Here is an 18,591-nt window from a genome sequence, read left to right as displayed (position 1 = left end):
CCCGCCATCTGGCGGGTTTTTTCTCGTTGCGCCCCTGCTTTTGCTGTTCCCCCCTTTGGAAAAGGGGGGCCAGGGGGGGATTCGCTTTTCGCTTTTCCCTCTCGCCTCAACGCGTAACCACACGCCCCGTCGCATGTTCCTGCGGAGCATTCTGCAACGCCGCGATACGCTCCTCCAACGGCGGATGGCTGCGCATCAAACGCGACAGCCCATGCCCGACCGCGCCGCTGATGCCGAATGCCTGCACCTGCTTGGGCAAGGTGCTTTCGCCATAGGTCTGCGCCAGACGCTTCAACGCCGCGATCATCTTCGGCCGGCCGGCCAGGCGCGCGCCGCCCGCGTCGGCGCGGAACTCGCGATAACGCGAGAACGCCATCGCGATCATGCTCGCGAGCAGGCCGAACACGATGTCGAGCACGAACACGGTCACGAAGTAGAACAGTCCCGGGCCGCGCGATTCGCGTCCGCCGCTCATCATCGCGTCGATCCAGCCGCCGACCACGCGCGCGGCAACCAGCACGAAGGTGTTGAGCACGCCCTGAATCAGCGCCATGGTCACCATGTCGCCGTTGGCGACGTGGCTGACTTCGTGGGCGAGCACCGCTTCGGCCTCGTCCCGGGTCATCGCGCGTATCAGCCCGGTCGACACCGCGACCAGCGAGTTGTTGCGATTGGCGCCGGTGGCGAAGGCGTTGATTTCCGGCGCGTCGTAGATCGCGACCTCGGGCATGCCGATGCCGGCGGCCTGCGCCTGCGCGCGCACGGTCGCGAGCAGCCATTGCTCGTCGGCGTTGCGCGGTTGGGTAATGACGTGGGCGCCGGTGGTGCGCTTGGCGATCCACTTGGAGCTCAGCAGCGAAATCAGCGAGCCGCCGAAACCGAACACCGCGGCCATCACCAGGATCGCGCCGTTGTTGCCCAGGCGGATGCCGAAGACGTTCTGCAGCACCGACATCACGATGCCGAGCAGGATCAGCACGGCCAGATTGGTGGCGAGGAAAAGCGCTATGCGTTTGAACATGGTCGTGGCTTGCTAGTCGTGCCGCGCACCGCGCGCGGCTTCAGGCGAACCTCCGTGTCCGGTATTGCGTGTCCCGAGGCGGCGTACTCGCCGCCGTCGTTATCGGTAAATGTGGCGAACCGGCCGTTAATTCAACGAGAATCGCCGACACCCGCACCGCCGCCCGAGCCTTCATTCATTGTCCGGACATGCTGCCGCCGCCACCCGCCGCTACCGCGGCCGTTTCGCGCCCTCGCCGACCGGCGATCTGCACGCCGGCTCGTTGCTGGCCGCGTTCGGCAGTTGGCTGCTCGCGCGTCACCGCGGCGGCGACTGGCTGGTGCGTATCGAAGACCTCGATCCGCCGCGCGAAGTTCCGGGCGCGGCTGAACGGCAGTTGCGCGCGCTGGCCGCGTTCGGCCTGGACAGCGACGAAGCCGTGGTCCGGCAGAGCCGGCGCCACGCGCTGTATCAGCAGGCCCTGGACCGTCTGATCGAACAAGACCGCGCCTTCGTCTGCCGCTGCAGCCGCAGCGACCTGGCCGCGGTCGGCGGCATCCATCGCCGCTGCGTGGCCACATCGTCGGACGCGCACAAACCTGCAGCGCCGCAAGCGGCGATCAGGCTGCGCGTGAACGACGGCGACATCGTCACGTTCGACGACGCGATCCAGGGACCGCAATCGCAGGACCTCGCCCACGAAGTCGGCGACTTCGTGCTGCGCCGCGCCGACGGCTACTGGGCCTACCAACTCGCGGTGGTGGTCGACGACGCCGACCAGGGCATCACCGACGTGGTCCGCGGCGCCGACCTGCTCGATTCGACCGGCCGCCAGATCCTGCTGCAACGCGCGCTCGGCCTGCCGACGCCGACGTATGCGCATTTGCCGCTATTGCTCGACGCGCACGGCCGCAAACTGTCCAAGTCCGATGCCGCCCGGCCGCTCGACCCGGCCGACCCACTGCCCGCGCTGCGCGCCGCCTGGCAGACGCTTGGGCAGTCGGCGCAGGCGCTCGATGCGGTAGCGACTGTCACCGAAGCGTTGGATGCCGCACGCGTTTCGTTCAATCCGGCACAGATTCCGAACCACGTTTCCGGTCTCGCCGCGATGCACAACGATCCTGGCGCAAATGCTGTCTAGAATCGGGCCGAGACCGCCCCCCGCGGTCAAGGAGAGCTCAGCATGCAGTCACGCGTTGCACTCGTCACCGGCGGTACCGGTGGCATCGGCACCTCGATCGTCAAGCGCCTGGCCCAGATGGGGCATAAGGTCGCGACCAACTATCGGGACGAAGCCAAGGGGCGCGCCTGGCAGGCGCAGTTGAAGGAACAGGGCATCGACGTGACCATCGCTCACGGCGACGTGTCCTCGGCCGAACACGCCGAAACGCTGATCCGCGACATCGAACGCCAGATCGGCCCGGTCGACATCCTGGTCAACAACGCCGGCATCACCCGCGATTCGACCTTCCACCGCATGACCTCGGAGCAGTGGAGCGACGTCATCGGCACCAACCTCAATTCCTGCTTCAACGTCACCCGTCCGGTGATCGAGGGCATGCGCGAGCGCAAGTGGGGCCGGATCGTGCAGATCAGCTCGATCAACGGTCAGAAAGGCCAGTACGGCCAGGCCAACTACGCCGCGGCCAAGGCCGGCATGCACGGCTTCACCATTTCGCTGGCGCAGGAAAACGCCAAGTTCGGGATCACCGTCAACACCGTGTCGCCGGGCTATATCGCCACCGATATGGTCATGGCCGTGCCCGAGGACGTGCGCAACAAGATCGTCGCCCAGATCCCGACCGGACGCCTGGGCACGCCGGAAGAAATCGCCTACGCGGTGAGCTTCTTCGTGCCCGACGAAGCCGGCTGGATCACCGGCGCCAACCTGTCCGCCAACGGCGGTCAGTACATGGGCTGGTAAACCCGGCACGCGCTGCGCCGGAGGCCTGTTCAGGTCTCCGGCGTTCGCGCATCAGCGTCCGCGATCAGCTCGCGCGGCCCCATCTGACACTGACCGGTTCACGCTTCGACTGCGCCCTCGCCGCCGCGATCGCCCTGCTCCGCCGCAGCGCCGCGCGCGTCGATTCACTCGGCTTTTCCCGCTGATTTCCCGCTGTTTCCTTGCGATCGCGCGCGCTCGTCGGCGGTCGTCGCGGGTCGCTTCGACCGAGACCGCCGTACGCGCCCACTACGCCGCCCGCGTCCCGCGACACGCCCCAGTTGCAAGCCCTCACGCCCTGCGCCATGCTGCAAGGCACCACGTTTTAGAGCCAAAGCTCCATGGCCTCGACCCGCATCATCAAGAAGTACCCGAACCGTCGTCTCTACGACACCGAGATCTCCAGCTACATCACCATCGAGGACGTACGTCAGCTCATCGTCGACGGCGAGGAGTTCGAAGTCCGCGATGCGCGCTCCGGCGACGACCTCACCCGCCAGGTGCTTCTGCAGATCATCGCCGAGCACGAACAAGACGGCGAACCGGTGCTCTCGACCCAGTTGCTCAGCCAGATCATCCGTTTCTACGGCGACTCGCTGCAGGGCTTCATGGGTAACTACCTGGAACGCTCGATGCAGGTCTTTCTCGACCAGCAACAGCAATTCCGCAACCAGATGGGCGGCATGCTCGGGCAGACGCCATGGGCGATGATGAATCAGCTCACCGAGCGCAACATGACCCTGTGGAAGGAATTCCAGCAGAACCTGTCCGGCAGCGTGGGCCAGCCGACCACGCCCAAGCCCAAGAGCGACAAGCGCGAACCGGACAAGCGCGAGCCCGACAAGCGCGGTTGAACCGCGCTTTTTTCTTGCGTGCCTGAAACGGCACGCAACGGGCAACATCTGGTCGACGAACCGTGGGGACGGTTCGCGGCGCGTGCATCGACCGCGCCGCTTCGTACGCCACGAACCAATATTCCGATCCAATCAGCGCGATCGCATCAGCGCGATCCAGGCAGGGGCACGATTCCATGAGCAAACGCATCGCCGTGGTCAGCGGCGGCATCGGCGGTCTCGGCACCGAGATCTGCAAATCCCTGGCCCGCGCCGGCCGCCGCGTGATCGCGCTGGACCTGGGCACGCGCGCCGAACGCATCGCCGAATTCGCGCAACTCACCAGCGATTTCGACATCCGCTTCGAAGCGGCCAATGTCGCCGACTTCGACGATTGCGGCGCGGCGATCGAACGCATCGTCGGCGCCGACGGCGCGATCGATATCCTGGTCAACGCCGCCGGCATCACCCGCGACGGCAGCCTGCGCAAGATGGAAAAGCGCGCCTGGGACGAGGTGCTCAGCGTCAACCTCGACGGCGTGTTCAACCTGTGCCGGCATGCGGTCGACGGCATGGCAGAGCGCGGCTTCGGCCGCATCGTCAACATCAGTTCGGTCAACGGCCAGACCGGCCAGTTCGGCCAGACCAACTACTCCGCGGCCAAGGCCGGCATGCACGGCTTCACCATGGCGCTGGCGCGCGAAGTCGCGCGCAAGGGCGTGACCGTCAACTCGGTGTCGCCGGGTTACTGCGAGACCGCGCTGGTCATGGCGGTGCCCGAGGAGATCCGCAACAAGATCATCGACTCGGTGCCGGTCGGCCGGCTCGGCCAGCCCAGCGAGATCGCGCGTACCGTCGAATTCCTGACCGCCGACGATGCGGGGTTCATCACCGGGGCGAATATTCCGGTGAATGGCGGGTTGTTCATGAGTTTTTGAGGTTGGGAATCGGGAAACGGCGCAAGGCTGATTCCAGCAACAAGAAACCCGCCTTTCGGCGGGTTTTTCGTATTTGCGCCGCATGTAGCGCTTGCGACTGTAGGAGCGGCGCAAGCCGCGACCGCGAATCCTCAATTACGTCGTCAGCGTGGGTTCGCGGTCGCGGCTCGCGCCGCTCCTACAGTCTGAAACGCGGATACGCGGCTAGCGGCTCGCCAGTGGCTTGTTCGCGCAATTGGCCTGATAGAACTGCATCGCCGCCGGCATCAACGCCTGCAGAGTCTGAATGCGATTCGCCGGATCCGGGTGAGTCGAGGCGAACTCGGGCGGACGCTGGCCGCCGCCGAGCTGCGACATGCGCTCCCACAACGGAATCGCCTGACGCGGGTCGTAGCAGGCCGCCGCGGCCAGCATCAGACCGACCTTGTCGGCCTGGGTCTCGTGGTTGCGGCCGTACGGCAGCACCAGCCCGTACTGCGCGCCGGCGCCGAGCGCGCCCATGATCATCTGCTGCTGTTGCGGATCCATCCCGCCCATCGCCACGCCCGCGGCCATCTGGCCCATCTGCACCAGCTTCTGCTGGGCCATGCGCTGCGAACCGTGACGCAACAGCGCATGGGCGATCTCGTGGCCCATCACCACCGCCAGCGCATCGTCGTTCTGGGTCACCGGCAGCAGGCCGGTGTACACCGCCATCTTGCCTCCGGGCAGGCAGAAGGCATTGGCCTCCTGCGAATTGATCACCGCCACGCTCCACTTGAAGCTCTTGTAGTCCTCCGGCGCGGCCTGCTGGTTCTGTTGCGCCAGCGCCTGGGTGACCTGCGGCACCTTGTCGATCAGGCGCTGGGCGATCTCGCTGACGTCCTGGCTCTGCGGCGAATTCGACGGCAGCAGCGCGCGCTGCGCGTTGGCGTCGCTGAGCACCTGCTGAAACGCCTGCGCGCCGAGCTCCACTTCTTCGTCCGCGCTGGCGCCGTAGTGCGCCTTCTCGCCGGTGTAGGGATCGGTCTTGGCGCCACCGAACCACGACACCAGCGCGTAGATGCCGAACGCCAGCAGGATCAGCCAGCGGAACCCGCCGCCGATGCCGAAACCGCGCCGCCCGCCCTGCACCTGGTTGCCGTAGACACTCATCTGCACACTCCCGAATCCTGCTCGCGGACGTCAATCGCCCTGCCATCGGGCGCCGCGATCGCCTGCGCGAACCGCACCGCCCCCTGTCCTATCTTGCCGCCGACCCGCTGCGCGCGGCCCATCATGGACCGCCGGCCGCCGATCTCAAATATCCCGCACCACGCGAAAACCCAGACGCCCGTTGGTGGTGTCGGCGCTGGTGCCCTGGCGCCACGCCGCGCGTGACTGCGCGGGCGAGCTCGACCACGAACCGCCGCGAAACACGCGCGTGCGGCAACCCGGATTGAACCAGGCCGCGCCATCGCGCGGCGCGCGGCGGTAATTGTCGTGCCAGCAATCGGCTACCCATTCGCTGACATTGCCGCCCATGTCGTGAAGACCGAATGCATTGGGCCGATAACTGCCGACCGGCATCGGTCCCCAGGCACCGTCGCCATAGCCCTGGAACGCGTTGCGCCAATGCCGGCCGCTAGGCGAAACGTCGAGGCTGCCGGTCAGATTGCCGATCTTGTTGGTCGGCGCGCCGTCGCCCCACGGATATCGACCCTGCTTGCCTGCGCGCAATGCGTACTCGTACTCGGCCTCGCTCGGCAGGCGATAGCGCTGGTCGGTGATCGCCGACAGCCACTCCACGTACGCCGCCGCGTCCTTGGCGCTGACGTGGACCACCGGCAGATTGTCGGCCGCCGGCTGGCCGGCGTAATCGGACTGCCAGTCGACCCCACCGCGCCGGACCAGATTGCCGCTGCGTTCGTCGTAAGCGGTCGAATAGCCGCGGCGAGTGGCGCGCGCGCGATGCTTGCTGGAATTCATGAAACGGCGGAACTCGCCGACCGTGATTTCGTAGCGCGATACCGCCAGGCCGCGCTCGAAACGGATGGTGCGCAGCGGCCGTTCGGCGTCGCTGGAGTCGGCCTCGCCGACCGGCGCGCCCATCGCGAACGCGCCGTGCGGGATCACCACCATCGCCGGGCCGCGGCCGCCGAAGTTCATCGCATCGGTGAACACCTGGCCGGGGCGGAACAGGCCGTAATGGGTCGCCAATTCGATCCGCTCGCGCAGTTCGGCCGCGGCCGGATCGCCGGCCGGCGCGATCCGCAGCAGGGTCGCCAGCAGGCCGCGGGCCTCGTCGATGCCGCGCAGCTTGGGCAGCGCAGCGATGCCCTGATCGCGCAGGCTGCCGATCCGCGCCCGTCGCTGCTCGGCGATCCGGCCCTGCGCGTCCGACACGGTCGACAGCTTGGGCCGCACCAGCGCGGCCTTGGCTAGCCAGCGCTCGGCGCCGGCGTAGTCGTCGCGGTCGGCGGCGATCTCGGCGCGGCGGATCAGCGCGCTCTCGGCCGCGGCGATGCCCTGCAGCGCGCGCACGTCGCCCGGCCGCAGTTCCAGCGCCTCGCGGAACCTCGCCAGCGCGCCGTTCTGGCCGGCCTGGGCGCCCTCGCCGATCCGTCCGGCGTTGAGGTCTTCCTCGCCCAGGCGATCGGCTTCCTGCGCCTGGTCGGCGCGATCCACGCGCTCCAGATAGGCCTCGACCTTGCGATGCTCCGGCGCGACCGCGCGCGCCACCGCCGCCGCCTGATGCGCGTCGCGCAGCGACAGCGGCTCGTCGTCGATCTTCTTCAGCGCGGTGTCGCCCTCGATCAGCAACAGCGCGATCGCCCGGTCCAGGCCGGCGGCGATGCGGCGGTCGTTGGGCGCGAAACCGCGCAAGGCCACGAACAGCGGGATCGCCGAATCGGCATCGGCGTACAGCTTGCCCGCCTTCAGCGCGGCCTCGGCGCGCTTGCGCAGGTCCTCGGCGTTGTCCGGGGTCACCGCGATCGCCGGCGCGCGCCACGGCGGCACCGGCGACACCGCCTGATCGGCGCTGACGGTCACGATCGGTTTGCGCGCGGCCGCCTCGGTCGAGGCCGCCTTGCCGGCGCGGTCGCCGCAACCGGTCAACAGCCCCAGGGCCACGATGCTGGTCCACATCAGTGCGCGCAAACCGCAACCTCTCCCGGATGAATTGAGCGATTGATGCAGCATATCGCTTAAGGGCCGGGATTCGGGATTGGGGATTCGGGATTGGTAAAGGCCGCGCGGCGCGGGTTTCGAGGCATCGGCGGTTGCCAATCCCTAATCCCGAATCCCCAATCCCGGCCCTTTAAGCTATTGTCGCCCGCCCGGCCCCGCTAACGGCCGCGACCCGAAAGAACCGGAACATGCCCGACTGGATCACCACGCCCGCCGCGCTGCAAGCGCATTTCGAGGTCAAGCCCGCGCGCATCGGGCTGGATACCGAATTCATCCGCGAACGCACCTACTGGCCGCAACTGGCCCTGGTGCAGATCGCGATCGAACGCGAGGGCGAGGGCGAGGCCGAACCGACCATTCTGCTGGTCGACCCGCTGCGTCCGGGCATCGCCGCCGCGCTGGCGCCGATCCTGGCCGATACCGACATCCTCAAGATCGTGCACAGCCCGAGCGAGGACCTGGTCGCGTTCAAGCACGCCTGCGGCGTGGTGCCCAAGCCCCTGTTCGATACCCAGCAGGCCGCGGCCCTGGCCGGCATCGGCAGCGGCCTGGGCTATCAGAAACTGGTCGAACAATTGACCGGCGTGGCCCTGGCCAAGGGCGAAACCCGCTCGGACTGGATGCGCCGGCCGCTGTCGCCGTCGCAACTGGAATACGCCGCCGACGACGTGCTGCACCTGTTCGCGATGCACGACGCGCTCGACGGCATGCTCGGTCAGCTCGGCCGCCGCGAATGGCTGGCTGAAGACGCCACCCGCACCGTGATCAACGCCGAGAACGAAGGCCCCGAGCGCTGGCCGCACCTGTCGATGCGCAGCGCCCAGTTCCTCGATCAAGCCGCGCAACGCCGGCTGGTGCGGCTGCTGCGCTGGCGCGACGTGTACGCGCGCGACAGCGACAAGCCGCGCAGTTGGATCCTCGATAACGAACTGGCGGTGGCGATCGCGCGCCAGGCGCCGGCCGACCTGGACGCACTGCAGCGCCAGCTCGACGCCCATCCCAAAGCGCCGCGCAAGCTCGGAGAAACGATCTGGGCCGCGCTGGCCGCGGTCCAGCCCGACGAAGACCAGATCCCCGACGCCGGCGTCGCCGAAACCCGCGACAAACAGCGCCTGCGCCTGTTGCAGGACGCCGTCGCCAACCGCAGCGCCGCGCTCGGCCTGCCCGACGGCGTGCTCGCCTCACGGCGCTGGCTCGAGGCCCTGCTCGATCACGGCGACTGGCCCGACGCCCTGTCCGGCTGGCGCCGCGCCGCGCTGGAACCCGATCTCGCACCGTTGCTGACCGCGCCCGCGGACGCATCGAGCAGCCGGGGCTAGCGCGAGCGGTTTCATCCCGCTAAACTTCGTCTTCTTGAAGTATGTGGGGCGGTAGCTCAGCTGGGAGAGCGTCGCGTTCGCATCGCGAAGGTCAGGGGTTCGATCCCCCTCCGCTCCACCACTTCATGCGAACAAGCCGACGAGCGATCGTCGGCTTTTTTGTTGCCTGCGCGTGGCCTGTCGGGGCTATCGGCGCGCAGATCGATGCCGCTGTCGCGCAGTGCGCGCAATGCGACGAAACAGCTTCATCCGCGTCCTCTCCGGCGAGCGCCGATAGGCACGCCGCCATCCGCAACTGCTTGCAACGATTCCGAACGCCATCACACTATGCGCCGGGACCGCGACGCTCGATCGAGCCATCGCTCCGCGCTCGCAGGTCGGCAGTTCCAACCGCAGGCCGTTCGACCCCAAGGACGTTTCACTCAACGGCGATCCGCCGCCACGCAGGAAGCAAGCCATGCCCCATCGAATCCGCAAGACCCTGAGTTCCGCATTGATCCTGGCCGCGCTCGCGGCGACGCCGTGCATCGCCGCCGACTGGGGCAAGGTCGAAACGCCCTTCGACGCCGCGCAAGCCGTGCAGATGCTCGAACCAGGCAACGCCACCCTCAAGGGCCGCGGTTTCATGCGCCTGAAGGGCCTGATCGGCGGCAAGACCTACGCCGACAACAGGGCGGTGTATCTGTTTCCGATGACCGGCTACATGCAGGAGTGGTATCGGCGTTTCAAGAACGATCCCGGCATCGGCCTGGATACCAATATCGGCTATGGCTCGGCCGAAGCCTTGCGCATCCATCGCCAGACCCGCACCGACGGCGGCGGTCAGTTCGCGTTCGACAAGCTCAAGCCCGGCAAGTATCTGCTGTACCTGGGCATCGGCTATGTGGTCAGCGCCAGCTGGCAGGATCAGGTCGGCACCGAGACGGTCTACAACGGCTACGGCCAGGAACTGTCGTCCACGCCGATCTACGGCGGCCAGGTGCATACCGGCAGCGCGCCGGTCACTCACCACATCCTGAAAGTCGTCGACGTGAAACAGGACGGGCAGGTGCTGGATCTGGGCGATATCCGCTGATTCGTAACGGTCGGTGTGGCTACGCCGCGCAGGCCCGGCTTATTTCTGAGGGACACGATCTGGCCGCGATGCGATGCGGCTTGCTCGCCCCCGCATCCGATTGCTATTCATTGCCACTGCTTCATTGCGATTCGAGCGGGCTGAGCAAGTGGCCGTGTTGTATCGGTCGAGGCTGCCACGGGCCTGTCGATGACGCAGTTGCACGCGGCCGCGGCGGATACCGCGACGAAGTCGTGACGGGTTGTGGACGTGGCCACGGATCGACATCGGGTTGCCAATGCGGCGATGCCAGAACGAAACCGGCATAGGCGGCATCCCCTCGCCCGCCGTCGATTCGCTGCTTCAGCGCGGTTGTGCGACCTGTCGGCTCGCGAATCGCCGAACCCCGGATACGACAACGCCGGACGCATCGCGCCCGGCGTCATTTCGATCGTGCCACTCCAATCCAGTCGCAAGCGACCGCGCCGTCGGCGCCGCGGTGTCGCCCTGGACCGCGGCGAGGCCCTATCGTTGCCTCAGACCCTCACAGCACAGACATGGCGCGAATCGAGACTATCGACCACCGCGCCCGCCAGACGCCGATAGCTCACTTCGGCCGCGGCGAAATGCATCACGAACAGCAAGGTGGCCATCGCGAACACTTCTTCACCGCCGGGGACCACGACCGGCAGGTGCATCAGAAACGGCAGGCAGGCCATGCCGGCCACGACCGGCCAGGCGCCGAGCGCCGGCACGATCGACCTGAGCACATAGCTGCGCAGCTGACGGATGTCCTCGCGCCGCACGCCGCGCCAGGAGTCTTTGACGTAACGCCACGCCTTGAACACCAGCCCTGCTTCAAGCACCGCCTCGCGCAGCCTAAGCAGCGCGGCCATTGCGGCCGCGGCCTGAGCCAGCATCAGCAAGCTGCCGATGCCGGTCTTCATCCAGTACACCGCCAGCACGAACGCCGACATCATCGCGCAGAAGGCCATTGCGGCCGTCCAGCGAATCCGTCGTACGGTTCCGGACCAATCGACGCGCTCCCATCCGTGGAATCGCGCGGCCATCAGAAGGTGGCTGCCGGGTCCGACGATCCGCCGCCCTTCTTGCCCGCGCCATGGCTGGGCACCATCGGCCGGCCGCCGGCCGAGCAGACGTACATGAAGGTGTTGATGTACTGATAATTCACGGCGTAATACGGGTTGATGACGGTCCACAGCCCCATCTTGCCGTTGATGGCCATCCAGTTATGCGCCGGGTACCCGATCTTGCAGAACTTGTCCGGGTTGTTGTTGTACGGCACTTCCTCGTACACACCGCGCTGGCCCTGTGCCATCGCCGGCGCGACTGCGAACAACGCCATCAGAAAGAACACCACGACTGAACGTTTCATACGACTCTCCTTGTGATACCACGCCTGATCTTGAACACGAACATCGATTACTTCGTAACGCAAAATATTTTATTAGGACATGCGAAGAATATATTCCCGGAATTTTAGACCGAAGAATTTTCGACGCAACGACCTAAAACAAGATCATCGCTGCGAAAATTGCCCGCAATCACCAAAGCAGAACCCATAACTCATCGCACGAACTGAGCATGACTGCATTGTGAGAAATAAAGCTTGCAGCCCGTATCGGCGCTCTCGCAGGTTTCCATCCCGATATTGGTTGCCTGCTCAACAGTGTTTGCCGCCACCGTGTTAAACCCCCGATTGCCCTCGATGAGAACACCGCACTGATTGGAGTACACAAGTTCGACTTTACAGCGCGTACCGCCCTTCGCCCGACAATCAGCCATGGCCGCGCTTTGCGCGGCTCGTTTGCTGGACATCCCGCTGGATATCCCCAGCCCAGTCTTTTGATCTAAGACGAATGCGCCTCAGCGAGTCTCCCATCGACCACCAGGAACTGTTGGATGAGAATCAGTCGACTGATAGTAAGGAGAGCTTGGATTGTCGGGCGGCAGACACAAAGGGTTATTTCCCGCAGGAATTCCCGCTGGACAACCCTGCGCTGTCGCCAAACTACTCAAGCCAAAAATAGCTGCGATAGCCGATAATCGGCACATCCATCTCACCTTATCCAAACGGGATAGCTGCAATTGGAGTAGTAAACCTTGCAGCCCTTAAAGCCATCTCCCTCACATTTTTCAAAACCACGCTTTGCCGCCTCATCAACTGATGCCGCACTGGTCGAGTTCAGTCCACTGTCACCAGCAACCACCACGCCACATTGGTTGTAATAGGCAAGGATAACTTTGCAGCTCAGCCCGCCTTTAGCTCGGCAATCATCTAACGCAGTTCTTTTTGCCTTGCGCTCGCTACCAGCCATCTGAGCCACGCCGAGGCCAATTCCATTGTCACGATCATCGAGCGCTATCGCGCCCCAACGATCAGCCCAACGAGCAGCAGGCGCAGCGGAAGCAGAAGATCCTGATTGGTAGTAAGGAGAGTTGGACTGGCTGGGCGGAATACATCCAGGATTTCCGGCCGAGGGAATTCCGTTAGGACAACTCTGCGCAACCGCAACGCTACCTATAGTCGCCAGAAAAACAACAAACCCCAACTTCATCAGACGCCTCTCCTGCCCTCATCTCCCGCGCCGCGAACTACTTCGCCTACCTCACAAGCTCAGCAGGACTGCATTCGGAGAAGTAGACCGTGCAATTCTGATCTCCAGCCGCGCTACACCCCTTCATTCCTATTTCAGTCGCTCGTTCAAGTGTGTCAGCGGATGCAACGTTGAACCCAGCTTCACCTTGAACGATTACGCCACATTGATTGAAGTACGCAAGCTGGATCTTGCAGCTCTGCCCACCTTTATCTCGACATGCTGAGATGGCTGCGCTTTGTGCAGCCCTTTTACTACGCATTCCTTTGGAAGCACCAAGTCCCGTTTTCATGTCAATCGCAAAAGCGCCCCAACGAGTCTCCCACTTCGCTGCAGGTGTCGAAACGCGTCCACCCGTAGACTGGTAGTAAGGAGAGTTGGATTGGTCTGGAGGAATACATCCGGGATTGCCGGCCGAAGGTATCCCTGCGGGACAGCCTTGAGCCACCGCCAGACCGCTAGCGCTCCAACATGCAACAAGAAGCATCAATTTCAAATTCATCACCTGTCACTCCACTAACTCTTGGACTCGCTCTTTATCTCATCCTGATTCTTAACCGGAGAGTTAGAGTTCTGCGAACCATCAACCTTGGCCACTTTGATCTCATCCAAATTCTTAGCTATTGGAGTACCGGCCCCCGTCAATTGCGGAAGGTTTCCGGCCACTCGCTGATCTTGCTCCCGGCCCTTTTCGGCAGGATTGGGATTCTGGCCATACCCCGTACCAGGCCTAGATCCAGGCTGCTGCCCTGATGCATCCGCACCACGCCCCACCGCACCAAACGCCGAGTAAGCACCAAAGTTGCCCAATGCCCCCTGGAAGAACGAAGCCGCCATCGGCGGAATCGTGATCAGAAGCACGGTGAGCACCAAACCCAGGCCGCCCTGCTGCATCGCCAGGCTGCTCACGCTGGGCATGTCCACGGACACGCCGAAATTGTTCAAGGCGAGTGCCGCCGCGTACTTCGCCGCGGTTTGCGCCGCGACCGCGCCGACGATCTTCATCGCGATCGACACCATGAAGCTGAGCACGGCCATCGAGAACATGGTGCCTATGCCGTAGAACAGCCATCGGCTGAACATGCTCTTGGTCTGCTCGAACAGCAGACTGAGGATGAACAACGGCCCAAGACCAACGAACAAGGCCAGCGCGACCTTGTACATCAACAACAAGGCGCCGCCGACGACCGCCGGACCGGCCACGCCGATGCCGGTCATCAGCACCGCCTTGTCGACGTCCTGCTTGATGCTCTGGTTTTCCAACGTCGGCAAAGTCTCGATCGCCGCCATCGTCAACTGCATCTTGGTGAGGTTGCTGTCGATCCGATCCGCCGGCGAATCGCGATTGCCGGTCACCATGTAGGACACTTCTTCCTGAAGCCCGGTGGTCAGCAAACTGTAGATGTTGGCGTTGCCGAACGACAGCGTCGATGCGGCGACCAGGATCAAGGTCGCCCGCAACGAGTTGACGACCAGCGCCATCATCGAGTCGCGCGACTGGCCGGTCAGGATGCGGAAGCCGTTGAAGATGATCCACAACGTCATCAGCATCACGCCGATCGAACCGATCCAGAACGCCAACCGGGTCAGCATGTTGTCCTGCAGAACGGCGATTTCAGAGTCGATGAATTCGAAGATGAGCTTGAAGAACGCCCACTCGCCTACTTGTTCGAAACCGGTGGCCGCCAGCGCACCCGGGATCCCTCCCGCGACATGCAAGATATCCATATTCAGTCTCGAGATTTCCAGGGGGATTCGATTCGGTTGGTCTTCATCGCGTCCATCGCGCCCTTCAGCACACCCGCGCCGAAGACCTCACGACCGATCGAACCGAGCGAGCTCTTGTCCTTGCTCTGGCCGTTGACCACCTGGTTGCTCACGTTGTCGCGCACGGTCTTCAGGTACGTCGTGCGCGCGGCGTAGGCTTCCATGTAGAAGCGATACTGATTCATGTCCAATTCCATGCGCGCCATCAGCGCGAGCAAGGCATTGGTGTTGTCCTGCAGCTTGCCCTGGTCGGTGCTGCTGAGGTTGCTGCGATTGCTTTCGATCTCGTCCAGGCGTTCCTTGCGCTTCTTGAAGATCTCGTACATCGCCAACGAATAGTTGTATTGCGCGGTTTCGGTCTTGACCAGTTCCTCGCAGATCGTGTGCAAGTCCTTCATCGACTGATCGGAGCTGCCCTGGTTCGAGGGGCAGCGGTCCTGGATCGTCTTGGCGACCTGGCTGGGCTTGTCCTTCTCCATCTTCTCGGTCGGCTCGGGAGCGGCTTCGCCGCTCTTCTTGGCGCTGCCGATCTTCATGATGTTGTTCAACTTGCCGTTGACGTTGTCCTTGTCGGTCGCCCCTTTCTTGCCGAGGCCGTCGCGGATTTCCTCCAGGTACTTGCCGGCCTGGCTGTCGTTGACTTCCCAACTGTTCTGGGCGAATGCCTGGCCTGCGCCCAGGCCGCAAACGAGCACCGCGGCGTTGCCGAGCGCGAGCATCGTCGCGCGCGCGCCATTGATGTTGATCCCGCTCATTCCATCTCCTTATTGAATGTAGCGCTTGTCTGGGCGGCCGTGATGCGTGGCAAGGCTCGAAATCATCGAAACTGCTTTCATGCGCATTCGAACTGCCCGGACGGGCGACGGGGCCATTCGTCCGAGCGCGATACGGATCGCCCGTCAAATCCCCCAATGAAAATCAGGCTAGCACCGGGCTAACCGAGTTCACAATCCTTGTTCGCGCCTGTGACAAGCCCCCTGCATTAAACATCCTGAAATTCTGTGCAACATTTACTGATACAGCACATAGCCAATACGTACTAACTCCAACAGACACATCAAAAGTACGTATCCGAATCGAGCAAACAATTAAATTTCCACGCAGATCAGCTGCCTTTCCACGCTTACCCAGATGCATTCGGGCACGCANTCACAGAGCGCGACTTCAAGTTGCTCCGCATCCATATTTTCATGCCCGCGAATACGTTTTGACGGCATTTCTGCCATTCATAACCGAATAACGGCCACGTTCATAAAGTCGGTCTTGGCACGGAGCGAATGCGACACACATCGCAGTGCCGAAACCGACACATAATTTCAGCCAAATGAAACCGGATTCCCGCCAGGGATCGGTGAGAAATAGTAATCAGTCTATGAACACCGGCGCTGGTCGATGCGTCCGCTCAGGTGGCGTCGAACTCGGGCAAATCGATACGAGCCGTCGTTGACCCAACCTCAATGCGTCATCCGATCGGCAACGGCGTCGCGGTCAGCGCGGACCGGCGCCGCTGCAACCAGGCCTGGATCATCAGCACGCCCCACAAATACACATGCGATTTTCGCTGGCGGCCGAGAAATTCGCCCCGCCACGTGTGGATCGCCACAACATTGAACAAACTCTCGCGGCGCGGTCGCAATTCGCCGAGCAAAGCCTCGGCCCCACTCGCGCAATAGCGCGCGTAGCCAACCGCCGACCGGCGTGCCGAAACCGCTCTCCGCGCCGCGCGACTCAGCAGGACGTCGCGGGATGCAACGGATGAGTCGGAAGTTCGATCCGGAAGCTCGCGCCGCCGAGCGACGACGGCACCACGGTGGCGCGGCCGCCGTGTTTCTCCGCGACCACCCGCACCAGCGCCAGGCCCAGGCCGAAGCCGTCGGGGTTCTTGCGCAGTTGGGTGAACGGCAGGAAGACCTGCTGGCTCAGCTCCTCGTGCACGCCCTCGCCGTCGTCGTCGACGCGGAACACGGTGCTGTCGCCTTCCTGCGCGACACTGATCTCGATCGCCGAGCGCGCATGCCGCAGCGCATTGGCGATGAGATTGCGCAAGGCCAGTTCCAGCGCTTCGCGATTGGCCTGGACGCTGTCGACGCCGCCGCGGTCGAAGCGCAGATGCAGCGATACCGGCGGCGCGAAGATATCGGCCAGATCGGCGAACAGCGCGCGCAGGTCGATCTCGACGCGCTCGATTCCGACCATGCGGCCGATCCGCGCGTAAGTGACGCTGTTCGCGGCCAGATGCTCCAGGCGCCGGATGTCGGTTTCCAGTCCGTGCTGCAGATTCGCGCGCTCGCGCTCGTCTTCGGCCGACTCCAGCATTTCCAGGGCGAAGCGCATGCGCGTGAGCGGCGTGCGGATCTCGTGCGCGACCGCCTGGGCGAGGATGCGCTGGCTCTCCAGCACCTGCTGCACCTGCACGGCCATGCGGTTGAGCGCGTGACCGAGCGGATTGACCAGGCGCGTCACCACTTCGGGCGCGCGCGCCTCCAGGTCGCCGGCGCTCAGTGCTTCAGCGGTCGCGCGCAGCTTGCGCAGGTCGCGCCAGAATCGATAGACCAGGAAGTACAAGGGCAAGGCTATCGCGAGGAAGTACATCGCCAGCATCACCAGCGAATCGACGAAATCCAGATCGCGCCAGGGCACGCCCTGCACGATCACCTCGTCGAAATCGCCCAGCGCCACCACTCGGTCGGTGCCCGGCAGGCGCTGATAGGTATAGGCCTCGTTCTCGCTGTCCATCACCAGCGCGCCGCGTCGCAGGCGCTGCCATTCGACCGCGGTCAGGCCGCCTTGCAGCGAGTCGAGCGAAACCAGGTTCAGCGGATAGGCGAAGTGCGCGCGCAGTTCGTCGGTCAACGCCGGCCACTGCGCCGGATCGGTGTGCAGATAGCGTTGTTCGATCAGGTAATGCGTGCCGCGCATCTGCGCTTGCGAGTAGTCGCGGCTGTTTTCGTCGGTGATGTAGATCCAGGCCGACACGCCGCCGATGATGACCGCGGCGTAGATCAACAACACGGTCAGGTAATAGCGCACGAACAGACTGAAATGGCCGTGCCGGGATTTGCCGCCCGCGCCCGCGCCGTCGGCGGCAAACGCGCGGCGCAGCGGCGACGCCGGGCCGAACCAGCGCCGGGCGCGATCGCTCCAGGCGAAGCCGCGCTCCGCGCTCACTCCCACGCGGCCCGGTTGAACAGATAACCCTTGCCGCGCACGGTCTTGATCCGCTCAGGTTCCTCGGCCAGATCGCCGAGTTTGCGCCGCAGCCGCGAGATGCGCGCGTCGATCGAACGGTCCAGGCCGTCGAAATTGATGCCGCGCAGCGACTGCAGCAGATCGTCGCGGCTGAGAATGTGGCCGGCGCGGTCGGCCAGCAACACCAGCAGGTCGAACTCGGCGGTGGTCAGTTCGATGCGCCGCGTATGCAAAGTCGCTTCGCGGGTGCCGCGATCGATGCGCAGTTGACCGAAGCACAGCAGGTTGCCGCCCTGGCGCGTGGCGTTGTCGCGGCGCAGATGCGCGCGCAGGCGCGCCAACAGCACGCGCGGCTCGATCGGCTTGCCGATGTAATCGTCGGCGCCCAGTTCCAGGCCCAGCACCTGATCGATGTCGTCGGTGCGCGCGGTCAGCATGCAGATGATTCCGGCGTAGCGCGCGCGCACCGCGCGGCAGATCTCGAAGCCGTCCTGCCCGGGCAGGGAAATATCCAGCAGCACCAGCGCCGGCGCGCGCTCGAGGATCGCCTGCACCGCGCGCGCGCCGTCGGCCTCGACCGCGACGCGATAGCCGTGCTTGCCCAGGTAATGCGCGACCAGCGCGCCGAGGCGTTCGTCGTCTTCGATCAGCAGGATGTCGGTCATGGGCGGAGCGCGCTCGCGGTACGCCGCCAACCCTGTCAGCAGGATCGTCGGTGATCGCCGGGGCCGCTGTTGAGGCGTGGTTCGCCCGATTATTGTCCGCGGCGACGCGGCCCGCG

General features: G+C 64.4%; 17 protein-coding genes, 1 tRNA gene and 1 pseudogene. 7 read left to right on the top strand and 12 right to left on the bottom strand.

Going from position 1 to position 18,591, the window contains the following annotated elements; all coding sequences use genetic code 11:
- Nucleotides 1–106: 106 nt before the first annotated feature.
- Nucleotides 107–1,021 carry a protease HtpX gene (gene htpX, locus ASD86_RS14675; protein WP_056111786.1) on the bottom strand — a complete coding sequence of 305 codons (915 nt, stop codon included), beginning with the start codon at nt 1,019–1,021 and terminating at the stop codon, nt 107–109.
- Nucleotides 1,022–1,199: 178 nt separating this feature from the next.
- Between htpX and gluQRS the strand changes: the two genes are divergently transcribed.
- The 4 genes from gluQRS to phbB (ASD86_RS14655) all read left to right on the top strand — a co-directional run bounded on the left by gluQRS (nt 1,200) and on the right by phbB (ASD86_RS14655) (nt 4,713).
- Nucleotides 1,200–2,141 carry a tRNA glutamyl-Q(34) synthetase GluQRS gene (gene gluQRS / locus ASD86_RS14670; RefSeq protein ID WP_056111783.1) on the top strand — a complete coding sequence of 314 codons (942 nt, stop codon included), beginning with the start codon at nt 1,200–1,202 and terminating at the stop codon, nt 2,139–2,141.
- Between the two features lie 42 nt (nt 2,142–2,183).
- Nucleotides 2,184–2,924, top strand: a complete 741-nt coding sequence (gene phbB / locus ASD86_RS14665; protein WP_056111780.1) for an acetoacetyl-CoA reductase — start codon at nt 2,184–2,186, stop codon at nt 2,922–2,924.
- A gap of 359 nt (nt 2,925–3,283) precedes the next feature.
- A complete protein-coding gene (gene phaR / locus ASD86_RS14660; protein ID WP_036112324.1) occupies nt 3,284–3,796 on the top strand; it encodes a polyhydroxyalkanoate synthesis repressor PhaR in 513 nt (170 codons plus the stop codon).
- A gap of 176 nt (nt 3,797–3,972) precedes the next feature.
- Nucleotides 3,973–4,713 (top strand): acetoacetyl-CoA reductase, encoded by a 741-nt coding sequence (gene phbB / locus ASD86_RS14655; RefSeq protein ID WP_056111778.1) that lies wholly within the window; start codon nt 3,973–3,975, stop codon nt 4,711–4,713.
- A gap of 204 nt (nt 4,714–4,917) precedes the next feature.
- Here the strand turns inward: phbB (ASD86_RS14655) and ASD86_RS14650 are convergent, their stop codons facing one another.
- Together ASD86_RS14650 and ASD86_RS14645 are read right to left on the bottom strand one after the other, a co-directional pair.
- Nucleotides 4,918–5,847 carry a M48 family metallopeptidase gene (locus tag ASD86_RS14650; RefSeq protein ID WP_056111775.1) on the bottom strand — a complete coding sequence of 310 codons (930 nt, stop codon included), beginning with the start codon at nt 5,845–5,847 and terminating at the stop codon, nt 4,918–4,920.
- Nucleotides 5,848–5,991: 144 nt separating this feature from the next.
- Complete coding sequence (locus tag ASD86_RS14645) at nt 5,992–7,833, bottom strand: formylglycine-generating enzyme family protein (RefSeq protein WP_235567765.1); 1,842 nt, start codon at nt 7,831–7,833, stop codon at nt 5,992–5,994.
- A 218-nt stretch (nt 7,834–8,051) separates the two neighbouring features.
- On the opposite strand from ASD86_RS14645, the gene rnd reads away from it, so the two are divergent.
- The 3 genes from rnd (at nt 8,052) to ASD86_RS14630 (ending at nt 10,257) form a co-directional block, all read left to right on the top strand.
- Nucleotides 8,052–9,182: a ribonuclease D gene (gene rnd / locus ASD86_RS14640; protein ID WP_056111772.1), complete on the top strand. Its 1,131-nt coding sequence runs from the start codon at nt 8,052–8,054 to the stop codon at nt 9,180–9,182.
- A gap of 45 nt (nt 9,183–9,227) precedes the next feature.
- Nucleotides 9,228–9,303, top strand: a tRNA-Ala gene (locus tag ASD86_RS14635).
- Between the two features lie 336 nt (nt 9,304–9,639).
- Entirely contained in the window at nt 9,640–10,257 is a 618-nt protein-coding gene (locus ASD86_RS14630; protein ID WP_157476650.1) for a hypothetical protein, read from the top strand.
- 515 nt (nt 10,258–10,772) lie between these two features.
- Here the strand turns inward: ASD86_RS14630 and ASD86_RS14625 are convergent.
- The 9 genes and pseudogenes from ASD86_RS14625 to ASD86_RS14595 form a co-directional block, all read right to left on the bottom strand.
- The gene (locus tag ASD86_RS14625) at nt 10,773–11,231 is read right to left on the bottom strand and encodes a hypothetical protein (protein ID WP_056111766.1); all 459 of its coding nucleotides are present in this window, start codon (nt 11,229–11,231) and stop codon (nt 10,773–10,775) included.
- Between the two features lie 74 nt (nt 11,232–11,305).
- On the bottom strand, nt 11,306–11,632 hold the full coding sequence (locus tag ASD86_RS14620) for a hypothetical protein (RefSeq protein WP_056111762.1): 327 nt from the start codon (nt 11,630–11,632) through the stop codon (nt 11,306–11,308).
- Nucleotides 11,633–11,823: 191 nt separating this feature from the next.
- Nucleotides 11,824–12,111 (bottom strand): annotated as a pseudogene (locus ASD86_RS26000) (DUF4189 domain-containing protein); the annotation flags it as partial.
- Between the two features lie 206 nt (nt 12,112–12,317).
- Nucleotides 12,318–12,815, bottom strand: coding sequence for a DUF4189 domain-containing protein (locus ASD86_RS25995; RefSeq protein WP_082578354.1), 498 nt, complete (start codon nt 12,813–12,815; stop codon nt 12,318–12,320).
- Between the two features lie 555 nt (nt 12,816–13,370).
- Entirely contained in the window at nt 13,371–14,582 is a 1,212-nt protein-coding gene (locus ASD86_RS14615) for a type IV secretion system protein (RefSeq protein ID WP_056111759.1), read from the bottom strand.
- Nucleotides 14,583–14,584: 2 nt separating this feature from the next.
- Nucleotides 14,585–15,376 carry a hypothetical protein gene (locus ASD86_RS14610; RefSeq protein WP_056111757.1) on the bottom strand — a complete coding sequence of 264 codons (792 nt, stop codon included), beginning with the start codon at nt 15,374–15,376 and terminating at the stop codon, nt 14,585–14,587.
- Between the two features lie 707 nt (nt 15,377–16,083).
- On the bottom strand, nt 16,084–16,269 hold the full coding sequence (locus ASD86_RS14605; RefSeq protein WP_056111754.1) for a hypothetical protein: 186 nt from the start codon (nt 16,267–16,269) through the stop codon (nt 16,084–16,086).
- Nucleotides 16,270–16,349: 80 nt separating this feature from the next.
- Nucleotides 16,350–17,789, bottom strand: coding sequence for an ATP-binding protein (locus ASD86_RS14600; RefSeq protein WP_056111751.1), 1,440 nt, complete (start codon nt 17,787–17,789; stop codon nt 16,350–16,352).
- A complete protein-coding gene (locus ASD86_RS14595; RefSeq protein WP_056112762.1) occupies nt 17,786–18,475 on the bottom strand; it encodes a winged helix-turn-helix domain-containing protein in 690 nt (229 codons plus the stop codon). The genes ASD86_RS14600 and ASD86_RS14595 overlap by 4 nt, the downstream gene beginning before the upstream one ends.
- Between the last annotated feature and the right edge of the window lie 116 nt (nt 18,476–18,591).

The organism is Lysobacter sp. Root690, from assembly GCF_001427785.1.
Lineage (GTDB): Bacteria > Pseudomonadota > Gammaproteobacteria > Xanthomonadales > Xanthomonadaceae > Lysobacter.
This window is presented reverse-complemented; position numbering and strand designations above follow the sequence as displayed.

Bases quoted from the DNA above. Each gene is read 5' to 3' on its own strand.
- ASD86_RS14650 (WP_056111775.1), bottom strand. From the start codon at position 5,847: ATGAGTGTCTACGGCAACCAGGTGCAGGGCGGGCGGCGCGGTTTCGGC.
- ASD86_RS14630 (WP_157476650.1), top strand. From the start codon at position 9,640: ATGCCCCATCGAATCCGCAAGACCCTGAGTTCCGCATTGATCCTGGCC.
- ASD86_RS25995 (WP_082578354.1), bottom strand. From the start codon at position 12,815: ATGAAGTTGGGGTTTGTTGTTTTTCTGGCGACTATAGGTAGCGTTGCG.
- phbB (WP_056111778.1), top strand. From the start codon at position 3,973: ATGAGCAAACGCATCGCCGTGGTCAGCGGCGGCATCGGCGGTCTCGGC.
- ASD86_RS14595 (WP_056112762.1), bottom strand. From the start codon at position 18,475: ATGACCGACATCCTGCTGATCGAAGACGACGAACGCCTCGGCGCGCTG.
- ASD86_RS14610 (WP_056111757.1), bottom strand. From the start codon at position 15,376: ATGAGCGGGATCAACATCAATGGCGCGCGCGCGACGATGCTCGCGCTC.
- rnd (WP_056111772.1), top strand. From the start codon at position 8,052: ATGCCCGACTGGATCACCACGCCCGCCGCGCTGCAAGCGCATTTCGAG.
- ASD86_RS14615 (WP_056111759.1), bottom strand. From the start codon at position 14,582: ATGGATATCTTGCATGTCGCGGGAGGGATCCCGGGTGCGCTGGCGGCC.
- ASD86_RS14620 (WP_056111762.1), bottom strand. From the start codon at position 11,632: ATGAAACGTTCAGTCGTGGTGTTCTTTCTGATGGCGTTGTTCGCAGTC.
- htpX (WP_056111786.1), bottom strand. From the start codon at position 1,021: ATGTTCAAACGCATAGCGCTTTTCCTCGCCACCAATCTGGCCGTGCTG.
- phaR (WP_036112324.1), top strand. From the start codon at position 3,284: ATGGCCTCGACCCGCATCATCAAGAAGTACCCGAACCGTCGTCTCTAC.
- ASD86_RS14625 (WP_056111766.1), bottom strand. From the start codon at position 11,231: ATGGCCTTCTGCGCGATGATGTCGGCGTTCGTGCTGGCGGTGTACTGG.
- phbB (WP_056111780.1), top strand. From the start codon at position 2,184: ATGCAGTCACGCGTTGCACTCGTCACCGGCGGTACCGGTGGCATCGGC.